Consider the following 12,148-nt stretch of genomic DNA (forward strand, 5'->3'; position numbering starts at 1 on the left):
TGAAGGCCGCCAGGATCTGGGGCCTGGTCCGTGAACTGGCCGCCTCCGGGCTGCTGGTCCTGGCCGACAAGGGCTACGTCGGCGCCGATCCGCACATCCAGACGCCCTACAGAGGCAAGAACAAGCCCGAGCCACTCAAGGACGCCAACCGCTCCCACGCCAAGCTCCGCGGACCGGGCGAACGAGCCAACGCCCAGCTCAAGACCTGGAAGATCCTCACGAAGCTACGTTGTTGCCCCCACCGGGCCGGTCACCTCGCCAAGGCCATCCACGTCCTCCAGAACCGCGAGCTCAACGCATGTTGAAAAAGCTTCACTCACCCACCGCGCTCACGACGTCCGTGAGAGCCGTTCCCCGTATGCCCGCGGTAACGGCCCGGGGCGACACGCGAAACCGGGATAGCGGGCAACTCAGACGCGCCCAGAAGGGTTTCAGTTCCCTCCCTTTACCTTCTGGGCACGATGGAAAGCCTCTGGGACCCCCGCGGCCTGGAGGCTTTCCGCATGCCTGGACACAAAAAAGCCCCGGAGCCTCCCGCGTAAAGCGCAGGAAACTCCGGGGCGAAGGTGTTGCCACGGTGGGGCGTGCGGCGGAAAGTGCGGGCGCGACAGCGCGGAAACTTGAGAGACGCAACCGGCCGGCCTGCTATGGAACGCACGTGCGAGTTCCGCCGGGGACGGCGTCCGGCGGAAACCGCTAGTCACTGGTCGGTTTCCGCACTTCCCGGTATGATGGAAAGTCATCGGGACTCGCGGCCCCGGGGGTTTCCACATCTCTGGAAACGCAAAAAACGCCCCGGAGCCTCCGCGGTTTACACGGAAACTCCGGGGCGCAAGTGTGGGCGGACAGTGACAAGCGAGGGTGACAAGCCGGGGGAAGTGTGGGCACCCGCGGCGACACGCATGGAAAGTCGTGTCAATTCGCGGCTGACCGCAGGGCCGCACGGTTGACGTTCGCTGGTCACTATGGAAACTCGTTAGCATAGCTAAGTGTGTACAGTATGTGACCAACTGTGCGCTGTGGGCACCTCGAAACCCGTACAAAAGCTCTCCGCCTATGACCCACCGTTCGCCAACCTTGCTGGTAATCGGGCCACACCCCCGGGGGTCCGGTCACTCAGCGTGACGCGAGCCCACTTCCGGAGGTCGTTCGATTCCGCGTTCAACAACAACGACAACGCGAGCACGCACACCCGCAGGGCGCGGCGATAGGGGCGCTCGCGGGGCGTCCGCGGGACACGCGCCGTACGCTGCGCACGCATGCGCGACGCTCCCGGACGGAAAGGGGGGATTGCTCCTCCGCGGGGGATTTCGCGGGGAGCCAGTGCGTTCGGGTGCGATCAGTCAGACACACCAGCACCCGGCGACACGCACCGGGTGGCCTTTGCTCGTCTCTCAAATGCCCATGAACGGCCGAATAGGCGGGGGGATGTGTTACTTTCCGCCCCGCCTATTCAGCGCGCGTCAGGGACCGGCTCAGCGCGGCATACCGCTCCGCTTCCGAGTCTGGCAGTAGGCGTTGATTTCCGCCCACCCCATGCCCCGCTGTCGCATTGCCATGATCTGATCCCGTGTCGGTGCGGACGTGTCAAAGCCGTAGTGCACCGCGCTCGCGTCCCCCGCGGGGGTACCGAGCAGGGACTCCGCCACATGCATGGGCGGCACGCCGTAGCCGGTCACCACGAACGCGGTGCCCGCGGCGTGCGACGCCGTCAAGGCGTTGCTGTCTGCGGCGTCCGCGGCGACCGTGGCGTCTATCGCGGCGGTCACGTCCTCCTCCGCCGCCCCGGACGCAACCAACTCGTCCAGGGCGCGCCGGCGAGCCTGCCGGCGGGTCTCGACATCCCTGCCGCTGTGGAGACCCTCCGGCGGTACCGCGTACAAATCGTCAGTCACGGCCTTCCACCCCGAACCGGTTGCGCAGGTACTCAGTCGCCCGCGTGGCCTGCTCGGTCAGCTCGTAGACGCGCACATCGTGCCCCAGCGCGGACAGCGCGGCGTCCGGCCCACCGAACTTGTCGGGCGCGTTCCACGCACTGCCGCCCGCGGCGCGGTGCTGGATGGTCGCGGCCCGGTTGACCTCGCTCTTGAACTCCTCCGCCGTGCGCTCCAGTGCGGCGATGGCGTCCTTGAACGAGGCGAGCGCGGCGTAAGCGCGCGTCTTCGCGGCAGGCATCGCGGCAGGCAGTTCGGCCGCGATGGCGTCGCGAGCGGCCGCATCCAGTCGCTCGACCTCGCGGCGCTGCGCGGCGAGATGCGCGAGCACCTCCGCGCGCCGGATCGACGCTGAGTGGATCTCGGGGGGCCGCTTCGTGTCGCGCTTACCGTTCCTGTCGATCTCAGCGGCCGTGAGCGCGGCCTCCCGGGCGTGCGCGCGGTCCTGCCAGTCGTCCGCAAGCAGATCGTGATGCTTCGCGACCTCCGCCGCATAAGCGGACTCAGCGTCGAAGGCTGCGTCAGTCGCGGCCTCCGCGATACCCGGGATCGGGTGCGTTCGGAGGTTGATGTCCAGTTCCATGGTAGTTCTCCTTCGCGGAGCGGGGGAGCGGGTGGAAGGGGCGTCCCGCACCCGCTCCAATAGCGGGACGCCCCTGGGCTCAGTTGCCGATCGGCAGAACGGCGATGGTGGACCGCATCAGCCTTCGGGCCCTTCCGCAAGCGTGCGGAGCTGTCTGGTAAAGCACGCTGAGTCCGCACGCATACGGATCACACGGTCGGTGAGCGTCTCCGTGCGCGGCGGAAAGTAGTACCCCGGCGTCCGGTACGTCCGGCCGTGCTCGCGGGGGTGCGCGGCACGCTCCGCTGCGCTCGCGGGTTCGTCCGTGAGCGCAGCGAGGTTCAGCGCGGCGGTCACGGGGCGTGCTCCGTAACGTTCTGGAGTGCGTCACACCATGCGGCGTACATGGTGTTGACTTCGTCGTCGCGGAAGCGGCGGACGCGCTCCCCTAGCCACCGGGCGAGCACCTTGACGGATGGGAACGGATGACCGTCCGACGGACGCGGGATGCCAGCCGGCCAATCCGCGTCGGCAGGAAATACCGGCGGGGCGGGACGAGCGGTCACGCGGGGCAGCTCCGCGAACGTGAGAGCGTGGCGAGCATGCGGCACCTGGGTGGGCGGCGCATGGTCGCGGTACATCCATTTCAACCATTCGGCCTCTATTGCGGCAGCACGTGCGGCACGCTCCGCACGGCGCGCGGCCTTGCGGCGAAACGCGATCTCAGCGCGGGAGAGTTTAGCGGCGTACATCACTGGGCTTTCTGTAGGCGCGCCAGAATCCACGGGCACGCGGGGAATGCGGGGACAAGGGCGGGCTGTAGCAGGGTGTATCGGGGTTAGTAGGCCGCTCTAAGGGAAATTTATTCGTCCCCCTAGAGCGGCCTTGCAACCCCGCTACACCCTGCTACAGCCGCTGGATCTGCTCGAAAATCCGGTCTCCCGGCTCCGCGTCGACTCCAGCCGTTCCGGCGAACCGGATCCCGGTCACCAGTCGAGCGGTAGCGGGTACGCGGGGAATGCGGGGGGGCTGCCCGCGGTGATGAGGGCGGACGCCCTGCGTGACGGTTGTGACGCTTTTTAAGCCAAATCTATAAACTCCCCCATAGAAGAAGCCATAGGGAAGTAATAGGGAAACAGCCTAAAAACCGTCACAACCGTCACATGTGAGCTAGATCCGTGCCTGAATTCCGGGGAACCGCTCATCGGAAGCGGTCTTCACCATGCGCACGCCGCGAACGCCGCGACCCAACCGCCCGTCCTGCCGCGCGCGTGCCGCCTCCGCCCCGGGGATCTGACGCAGAACGGCTTGCGTGATCGCGGTCTTCGACTTGCTCTTTGGGACGCCGTGGGCGTACGCGCTGTCCGCGAGGTTCGCCGTAAGGATGAATCCGCCGTCCGGGCACGGTTCTAGGTACCCGTCGATCCAATCCGCGAACGGATCGGATTCGTTCCGGTATTCGTCAGTCGCGTCCGTGACGGCCTTCGGTTCGGTCAAGCCGTCCTCGAACCATCTGACCGCCCCTTCCACGACCCATGCCGCGATGCCGGTTAGCTCCGCGTCGCTCAACAGGTCGGATTTCAACGTGCGGTCCTCGCGGCCCACGAACGATTGCGCCCAGTTCACGCACCGAAACCTGCGCCATATGCCCTCATCCGTTCCTGTGATTCGCGGCTTGTCGTTGCCGCTCATGATGATCAGCCCTTGCGGCTTGAAGTCGTACGCGGCCTTGTGCTTCGGATCCGCTTGAAGCGGCGACGCCGCAGCGACCATCTTCAGAAACTGCTCGTCTAGGCTCCGGTCGCTCATCTCGTCACTGATGACGAGTCGCGCACCGTGAAGCATGGCGATCGTAGACCCCTTCCGCGGACCGCGGTACCAGAAGTCCGCAAGCGGCGTGACGGTGATCGGTGCGAAGGCATGCGCGAGCGTCTCGGTAAAGACTCCCTTGCCGTTCCGGCCGGAGCCGTAGAAGAACAGCAGGCACTCTTCGCTCGTATAGCCAGTGATCCCGTAGCCGGCGGCGCGCTGGAGGAATTCCCGCACCTCCGCGTCCGGCTGACTGGATTCCAGGTAGCTTTCCCACCGGTCGGACGTCGCGTACGGGTCGTAATCGATGTCGACCAACCGCGTGAGCATGTTCGCGGGGTCGAAGCGCGGTTCCGTGAAGTTGCCCGTGCGGAGATCGACCGTGCCGTTCCGGAACGTCAACAGCTCCGGGTCGCCGTCCAGCTCGTGAACCTCGCGGGCGATCTGCGGCATGGCCTGGATCTCTTTGAGTACGCGGTCAATCACGTAGCTCTGACGGAACTTACGCGCGATATCCACCAACGTGTTCGTGAGGTTGGTGTCGTCGTCCGCGAAGTTCGCGGCGGTCGCGAGGATTTCGCCGGTCACGCGCTGGACTAGCGCCCGCACGGGGGCGTCTGATGACGTTCCGGCCCATACGGTTCCGGTCCACACGAACCATCCGGGACCAGGGATGTGGATAACCACACCGTCCAGTTCGTTCGCCATGAACACGGCGCGGTCAACGTCGCTGTCCTGATCTCCGATCAGCCGCGAGCGGATAGCCTCGCGGGTCGACATGTCCGCCAACGTGAGTGACGCGACGCTGTACAGTTTCTCGTCTTGCAGAATCATGGGAGGCTTCTCCGCGGGCTTCATTGGGCTTCGGCCGGCCGCCCTTCCCGCGAAGCCCGTAGCAGGAAGGGCGGCCCGTGTTGCACGGATTGACTCGCCGTGCGCGTGAGTAAGAGCGGCGGAACGCCTTTCTCCCACATACTAGTCATGTGCCTGTAGGGCGCGGGTGTTCGCAGAAATCTCCGTTGTCTTCCCGTCGCCCCGCGTCCGCCCAGCTCAACCCGGATGCGACCCCGCGAAATCACTTCGCGGCCCGGTCGTCGCGGTGGGGGCAGGATGGGGCAGATGGGGCAGATTTTGACCCCAAGTTGCAAAGTCCCCCCTCTATAGAAGGGGGGGTTTCCAAATCGGGGTTCAAATCTGCCCCATCTGCCCCATGTGCCCCCCGCAGGGACGACGACGGTGCTTCACCGCGAGGGTGCGTGAGCGCGCCCCTGACACGCGAGAACCCCCGGGACCTACCGAGGATCCCGGGGGTTCACGGACGGCCCTCTACGGGCCGCTGAGCCTGCTACGCGCCGCGCACGCGAGCAGGACCGGAGCAGAAGACGTAAACGTATTCGAAGACCTCCACAACGTCCGCGGACACGTCGTCCTCCGCGATCAGGTCGAGGTATCCGCACATGCGCATGTCCGCGGCGTAGATGGCGCAAGCGGTGATCGTCGCTTCGGTGCCGAAGTCGTACGGGACGTACACCTCCGCGAAGACGCTGCGGTCAGCGTGCATGACCGTGTGGACGACGATGCCGTCGTCGTGCTCCGTCTCCGCGGTGAACGTGCCGGTAGCGTCCGCGACGACGCCGGTAAACTCTCCGAACATGACGTGACTCTCCTTGGCAGGGTCGTGTCCAGGGACCGGCGGGCGTTGCCGCGCCCGTTCGGTCCCGCTTGTGTTGTGGGTGTGGACAGTGCGCGCCCAGGGCGCGCGAGGACGGTCTACGGAGTGTCTGCGGTGCGTTCCCACCGCATGCGGATACTGACGCGGTCTTCGACGGGGACCCGCCTGGACACGTCACCTCCGCGACGGGTGCGGAACACGCGGACCTCCGCGAGCGCCGCGGCGAGGATGGCGCGGCGCGTCGCAAAGCCCGCGGTGTTCCATGCGTCGCTTACGGCTTCGTCGTCCGTAAGCCAGGTGACGTCGATCTGTGCCGCCGCTTCCAGTTCGCCGAGCCGCACAGCGGCGGACTCGCGGTCACGCTGAATCGCCGCTTTCTGGCGTTCGTAGTCGTCGGGGTCGTCTTCGAAAAGCCCGTCAAGGAACGCCTTCCGCAGACGTGCCGCGCGTTGCTTCACCTCTGCGACCGTGCGACGCGCCTCGGCGAGGTCCGCGGCGTCCGCCGTCTGCGTCTCGCCGAACCACGCCGCGGCTACCTCCGCGAGCGCGGTAGCGTCCCGCTCGTCCGCAGGGTCTAGCGCGGTCAACTTGCCGAGCGCGGTGTGTACCACGTGCGGCGCGATGTGGCGGTCTTGCACCGTAACGGGATCGGGGCAGGAACCCGGACGCGATTGGTTCCGCGAGCACCGCCAGTAGGCCGTTCCGTTCCACGACATCGGGCCGGCACACCCGTCGCACGTGAGGTTGCCGGACATCAGCCGGTTGCCCGTGTTGGGCTTGACCGTCCCGAACCCTGCCTTACCGGACAGGGCGTCCCGGGCGTCCTGGACCACATTCGCGGGGATCGGATCCGTACCGTCCGCGAGTCCCCAGATAGGGCGGCCGTTGATGAGTATGCGCTCCGACTTGTAACCGGTCGCCTTCCCACGGCGCGTGAGCCACCCGGCATAGATGTCATTCATGACCATGCTGCGGATTGTGGCCGTGTGCCACGCCCCGCCCTTCGCGGTGGGGACGTCGTCCGCGTTCAGTCCCTCCGCGACCTTCCGCAGGGACCGCCCCTCGCGGATCTCGTCGAAGATCCGGGCAACGATCGGCCATTGTTCCGGGTGATGGGTCAGCTTGCCGACCGCCTTACCGTAGCCGTCACGTAGGCGCGTGAGCCCGTACGGCGGACGCGTGCTGTATTCACCCTCCGCGCGCTGGCGGGTCTTCGCGTCCGTCACGCGGGCGGACAGCTTGGTCGTGTAGTCCCGCGCTTCGCGAGCCTTGACCGTCAGCATCACTTCCGCGCCAATGTCGTCGCGAGCGGAGTCGTACCCGTCGAGAATCGCGATCAGCCGGACGTGCGGGGGGAGTTCGTGGAGCAGGTGACGAAGCCCCATGCGGGACGCACGGTCAACCGCGTGAACGATCAGCACGGTAGCGAGGCCGGCGCGGAGCGCGTCCAAGACCGCGCGCCACCCGGGCCGGTCCGTCCGGTCGTCCTTGCTCGCGGACTCGTTGTCGAGGAACGCCCCCGGGTACTCCTCCGACATCCCGGGAAGCTCCGTGAGCGCGGGAAGGTCATTCGCGGGGAGGTACTCGCATATCGCCTTGTGCTGGTCCCCCGCGGACGCAACGCGCTGGCCCTTCCCGACCCGCCGCGACTTGCGGACATACGCGATAATGGAAGTCACTTGGTGCCCTCCGTCAGGGCCGCGGTGACGCACTCCGCGATGGCGGTCGCGCAGTCATCGCATACGGTGGGACCGACCTCCCCGGCGGGGAGGCGGCGGGTGACGAACTCGATGGTCAACTCCGTGTATGCGGAGTCCGAGCGGCAGAGAGCGCAGGTGAACATGTGGCGACGTCCTTCGGTGCGTGTCCCGGGCACCTGCGTCATGCGCCCGGAACGGGTGAACTGTTCGCACCGATTGGTCGAACGTCTTCATGCTGGGGCGGCTGCGCGCCGGGGAGACGCTGCTCGCGCACGGCGGCGGCAGCGGCATCGGGACGCTCGCGATCCAGCTCGCGAAGGCGCGCGGCGCCCGGGTCGTCTGCACGGTGGGGAGCCCGGAGAAGGCCGAGCGGTGCCGGGAGCTGGGCGCGGACGCCGCCGTGAACTACCGCACCGAGGACTTCGTCGAGTCCGGCCCGTACGACGTGATCCTCGACCTGATCGGCGCCAAGTACCTGGCCCGGAACGTGGACGCGCTCGCGGTCGGCGGCCGCCTTATGATCATCGGTCTGCAGGGCGGGACGAAGGCCGAACTCGACATCGGCGCGCTGCTGCGCAAGCGCGCGATGGTGCACCCGACGACGCTGCGGTCGCGTCCCGCCCGGGAGAAGGCGGAGATCGTCGCGGGCGTGCGGGAGAACGTGTGGCCGCTGATCGCGTCCGGGGACGTTCGTCCGGTGGTCGACCGGCGGATCCCCATGGCGGACGCGGCGCGCGCGCACGAACTGCTCGAAGAGAGCGGACACGTCGGCAAGATCCTGCTGACCGTGTGAGGATGAGGGGATATGAGCGAGCCTTCGAAGAACGAGTCCGGACCGGAGCCTCAGGTTCTCGTGGTGGGCCCCGGCGGCATCGCCATGGAGGGCGGTGACGCGGAGAAGGGCGACAAGTCGGTCGCCGAGATGGTCGAGCAGCCCGCGAAGGTCATGCGGATCGGCGGGATGATCCGCCAGCTGCTCGACGAGGTGAAGGCCGCGCCGCTGGACGAGGCGAGCCGCGCCCGGCTGCGCGAGATCCACAAATCGTCCATCAAGGAGCTGGAGGACGGCCTGGCGCCCGAGCTCGTCGAGGAACTGGAGCGGCTCTCGCTCCCGTTCACCGAGGGCACCGTGCCGAGCGAGTCCGAACTGCGCATCGCGCAGGCCCAGCTCGTCGGCTGGCTGGAGGGCCTCTTCCACGGCATCCAGACCACCCTGTTCGCCCAGCAGATGGCGGCGCGCGCGCAGCTCGAACAGATGCGCCGCGCTCTTCCCGCCGGGATGGTTCCCCCCACGGAAGACGAGCAGCAGCAGCACGGCACGCGCCACTCGACCGGCCCGTACCTGTAGACGCCCTGACGTTCGGGCCGCGCCCGCCCCGGGTGCGGCCCGCACACCCCTAGGCGGCCCCGGTCACGGGAACAGGCGCTCCAGCACCTGCGCGACGCCGTCGTCGTCGTTGCGGGCCGTCCGGTGCGTCACCGCCGCCAACACCAGCGGGTGCCCGTTCGCCACCCCGTACGACGTCCCCGCCCAGCCCAGCATCGGCAGGTCGTTCGGCATGTCCCCGAACGCCACCACGTCGGCCGCGTCCACCCCGCGCTCCGCGCAGAACTCCGCCAGCGCCGTCGCCTTCGTCACCCCGAGCGCGCTCATCTCCAGCAGCCCCCGGCCCGACGAGTGCGTCACCGTCACCAGGTCGCCGACCGCCTGCACCGCCTTCTCCGCCAGCACGTCCGGATCGGCGTCCGGATGGAACGCCAGCAGCTTCGTGCCCGGCCGCTCCACCAGCTCCGCGTCGTCCACGAACCGGCCGCCGAGCGCCTCGGCGTCCCACCGGCCCAGGCTGTAGCGGGAGTCGAACACGAACCCCGACGGGTACTCGACCGCGAACCGCAGCTCCGGCGACACCCCCCGCAGCCGCCCGATCGCCTCGGCCAGCACGTCCGTCGCGATCTCGTGCGCGCGCAGCACCGTCTCGGTGTGCAGGTCGTACAGGACGGCCCCGTTCGCGCAGATCGCGGCGCCGTGGTGCCCGACCGCCGCGGCGACCTCGGTCATCCAGCGCGGCGGCCGTCCGGTGACCATGACGAGCAGCGCGCCGGCCCGCTCGACGCGGGCGAGCGCGTCGACCGTGCGGGCCGAGATCGTCCCGTCGGACCGGACGATCGTGCCGTCGAGGTCGGTGGCGATAACGCGGGGCGCAGGCTTGGTCATGTCACCTTCCAGTGCAGCTGGATCACACCCTAGGCGACCGCACAACCCACTTGTCCGCCGAGTGCCCCTTTACCTCGTTCGTCCCGGATGCACCGCGGCCCGGGACGGACGTCCCGGGCCGCATGCGTCGAAGCCGTGCGCCGAACGATCAGCGGGCGACGGGCTCCAGCACGTCCGTCCCGAGGAACCGCCGCAGCGCCTCCGGCACCCGCACCGAACCGTCCGCGCGCTGGTGGTTCTCGAGGATCGCGACCATCCACCGCGTCGTCGCCAGCGTCCCGTTCAGGGTCGCGACCGGCTGGTTCCTGCCGTCCGCGTCCTTGTGCCGGACCGACAGCCGCCGCGCCTGGAACTCCGTGCAGTTCGACGTCGACGTGACCTCCCGGTACGTCCCCTGCGACGGCACCCACGCCTCGCAGTCGTACTTGCGGGCCGCGCTCGCGCCGAGATCGCCCGCCGCCACGTCGATCACCCGGTACGGGATCTCGACCTTGGCGAGCATCTCCTTCTCCCACTCCAGCAGCCGCAGGTGCTCCGCGTGGGCGTCCGCCGGATCGCAGTAGGAGAACATCTCGATCTTGTCGAACTGGTGCACCCGGATGATGCCGCGGGTGTCCTTGCCGTACGAGCCCGCCTCCCGCCGGAAGCACGACGACCACGCCGCGTACCGCCGCGGCAGCGCGTCGATGATCTCGTTCATGTGGTACGCCGCGAGCGGCACCTCCGAGGTGCCCACGAGGTACAGGTCGTCCTCGCCCAGGTGGTACACCTCGGCCGAATGGGCGCCGAGGAACCCGGTGCCCTCCATCGCCTCCGGCTTCACCAGCACCGGCGGGTACATCGGGACGAACCCGTTCGAGACGGCCTGCTCCATCGCGAGGTTCAGCAGCGCGTACTGCAGCCGCGCCCCCACGCCCGTCAGGTAGTAGAACCGCGCGCCCGACACCTTCGCGCCGCGCTCCATGTCGATCGCGCCGAGCGCCTCGCCCAGCTCCAGGTGGTCCTTCGGCGCGAAGTCGAACTCGGTCGGCTCCCCGACGTGCTCCAGGACGACGAAGTCCTCCTCGCCGCCCGGCGGGACGCCGTCCTCGACGACGTTCGGGACCGCCTTCAGCAGCGCGTCCAGCTCCGCGCCGAGCCGGTCGGCCTCGCCCTCGGCCTCCTTGACCTGCTGCGCCAGCTCCTTCGCCCGCGCCAGCAGCGTCTCCCGCTCGTCCCCGCTCGCCCGCGACACCGACTTGCCGAAACTCTTCTGCTCCGCCCGCAGCGTCTCGAAGGACGTCAGGGCGGAACGCCGCCTCCCGTCCAGATCGAGCAGCCGATCGACGATGCCGTCATCCTCCCCGCGCGCGCGCTGCGATGCACGCAGCCGCTCGGGGTCCTCTCGAAGAGCTCGCAGGTCAATCACAACAGCGAGGCTATCGCCCCCGCGCCGCGCCCCGGATCGTTTTTCAGGCCGCGCCGCTCGCCAGCAGCGCGTGCGCCGGCAGCGCCACGCCCCCGTCCCGCTCCGGATACCCCGCCACGACCTCGTCGTACCGGTCCTTGATGCGCGCGACCGTCGCCGCGTCCTGCCGTCCCACCACCACGCCGTTGCTGCCCACTCCCGCCAGCGCGCCCAGCTCCCACCACTCGTCCGGGTCGACGACGTGCTCCCACGTCGCCTCCTCCACGGCGACGTCCGCGAACCCGGCCCCGGCCATCAGCCGCCGGAACGCCGTCGGCTCCCCGTGCTCCATGAACGGCGGCACCGGCACGTCCGCGGGCCACGGCACCTCCGCCCGGTCGATCGCCTCCCGCACCAGCCCCAGCGCGCCCGTGCCCGGCATCGCCCAGCAGCTCACCGCCAGCCGCCCGCCCGGCCGCAGCAGCCGCCGCAGCCGCGCCAGCACCGCCCCCGGATCCCCCACATGGTTGATCACGAAGTTCCCGACGACCGCGTCGAACGCCCCGTCCGCGAACGGCACGTCCGGCAGCACCGCCACCCGCACGTCCGCCTCCGGCACGTTCCGCCGCGCCGTCTCCGCCATCCCCGGCTCGGCATCGACGGCCGACACCTCCGCGCCCCGCCGAACCGCCTCGGCGGCCACGGTCCCCGGCCCCGTCCCGACGTCGAGCGTCCGCGCCCCGTCCCCGACTCCCGCCGCGTCCAGCAGCGGCCCCACCAGGTACGCCGTCAGCCGGGCGAACCCCCGCTCGTAAGCGGAAGCCCGCCCGTCCCACATCCCCCGCTCGAACACATCAAAGTCCACCCCG

13 protein-coding genes are annotated in these 12,148 nt (G+C 68.8%); 3 read left to right on the forward strand and 10 right to left on the reverse strand.

Annotated elements, in window-relative coordinates; translation table 11 throughout:
- The coding region (locus tag H505_RS0129395) for a transposase family protein (protein WP_026404832.1) at positions 1 to 305 on the forward strand (305 nt) is incomplete at its 5' end.
- 1,170 nt (positions 306 to 1,475) lie between these two features.
- On the opposite strand, the gene H505_RS0129400 is transcribed toward H505_RS0129395, so the two are convergent.
- From H505_RS0129400 to H505_RS52535, 7 genes are all read right to left on the reverse strand, one after another.
- Positions 1,476 to 1,895 (reverse strand): hypothetical protein, encoded by a 420-nt coding sequence (locus tag H505_RS0129400; RefSeq protein ID WP_026404833.1) that lies wholly within the window; start codon positions 1,893 to 1,895, stop codon positions 1,476 to 1,478.
- The gene (locus H505_RS0129405; protein WP_026404834.1) at positions 1,888 to 2,517 is read right to left on the reverse strand and encodes a hypothetical protein; all 630 of its coding nucleotides are present in this window, start codon (positions 2,515 to 2,517) and stop codon (positions 1,888 to 1,890) included. The genes H505_RS0129400 and H505_RS0129405 overlap by 8 nt, the downstream gene beginning before the upstream one ends.
- Positions 2,518 to 2,849: 332 nt before the next feature.
- The gene (locus tag H505_RS50165) at positions 2,850 to 3,251 is read right to left on the reverse strand and encodes a hypothetical protein (RefSeq protein WP_157433172.1); all 402 of its coding nucleotides are present in this window, start codon (positions 3,249 to 3,251) and stop codon (positions 2,850 to 2,852) included.
- A gap of 415 nt (positions 3,252 to 3,666) precedes the next feature.
- Complete coding sequence (locus tag H505_RS0129415; protein WP_026404836.1) at positions 3,667 to 5,139, reverse strand: DNA primase family protein; 1,473 nt, start codon at positions 5,137 to 5,139, stop codon at positions 3,667 to 3,669.
- A 511-nt stretch (positions 5,140 to 5,650) separates the two neighbouring features.
- A complete protein-coding gene (locus H505_RS0129420; protein WP_026404837.1) occupies positions 5,651 to 5,959 on the reverse strand; it encodes a hypothetical protein in 309 nt (102 codons plus the stop codon).
- Positions 5,960 to 6,075: 116 nt separating this feature from the next.
- Positions 6,076 to 7,515 (reverse strand): recombinase family protein, encoded by a 1,440-nt coding sequence (locus H505_RS0129425; RefSeq protein WP_157433173.1) that lies wholly within the window; start codon positions 7,513 to 7,515, stop codon positions 6,076 to 6,078.
- A 137-nt stretch (positions 7,516 to 7,652) separates the two neighbouring features.
- Entirely contained in the window at positions 7,653 to 7,775 is a 123-nt protein-coding gene (locus tag H505_RS52535; protein WP_281173494.1) for a hypothetical protein, read from the reverse strand.
- A gap of 134 nt (positions 7,776 to 7,909) precedes the next feature.
- Between H505_RS52535 and H505_RS45090 the strand changes: the two genes are divergently transcribed.
- Together H505_RS45090 and H505_RS0129440 are read left to right on the forward strand one after the other, a co-directional pair.
- Positions 7,910 to 8,470: a zinc-binding dehydrogenase gene (locus H505_RS45090; RefSeq protein ID WP_051301306.1), complete on the forward strand. Its 561-nt coding sequence runs from the start codon at positions 7,910 to 7,912 to the stop codon at positions 8,468 to 8,470.
- A gap of 12 nt (positions 8,471 to 8,482) precedes the next feature.
- On the forward strand, positions 8,483 to 9,025 hold the full coding sequence (locus tag H505_RS0129440; protein ID WP_026404839.1) for a bacterial proteasome activator family protein: 543 nt from the start codon (positions 8,483 to 8,485) through the stop codon (positions 9,023 to 9,025).
- Between the two features lie 63 nt (positions 9,026 to 9,088).
- Here H505_RS0129440 and H505_RS0129445 read toward each other — a convergent pair whose 3' ends face one another.
- From H505_RS0129445 to H505_RS0129455, 3 genes are all read right to left on the reverse strand, one after another.
- A complete protein-coding gene (locus tag H505_RS0129445; protein WP_026404840.1) occupies positions 9,089 to 9,892 on the reverse strand; it encodes a Cof-type HAD-IIB family hydrolase in 804 nt (267 codons plus the stop codon).
- Positions 9,893 to 10,040: 148 nt separating this feature from the next.
- Entirely contained in the window at positions 10,041 to 11,300 is a 1,260-nt protein-coding gene (gene serS / locus H505_RS0129450; RefSeq protein ID WP_026404841.1) for a serine--tRNA ligase, read from the reverse strand.
- 43 nt (positions 11,301 to 11,343) lie between these two features.
- Positions 11,344 to 12,144, reverse strand: a complete 801-nt coding sequence (locus tag H505_RS0129455; protein WP_026404842.1) for a class I SAM-dependent methyltransferase — start codon at positions 12,142 to 12,144, stop codon at positions 11,344 to 11,346.
- Between the last annotated feature and the right edge of the window lie 4 nt (positions 12,145 to 12,148).

It is taken from the genome of Actinomadura rifamycini DSM 43936, assembly GCF_000425065.1.
In the GTDB taxonomy this organism is placed as follows: domain Bacteria; phylum Actinomycetota; class Actinomycetes; order Streptosporangiales; family Streptosporangiaceae; genus Spirillospora; species Spirillospora rifamycini.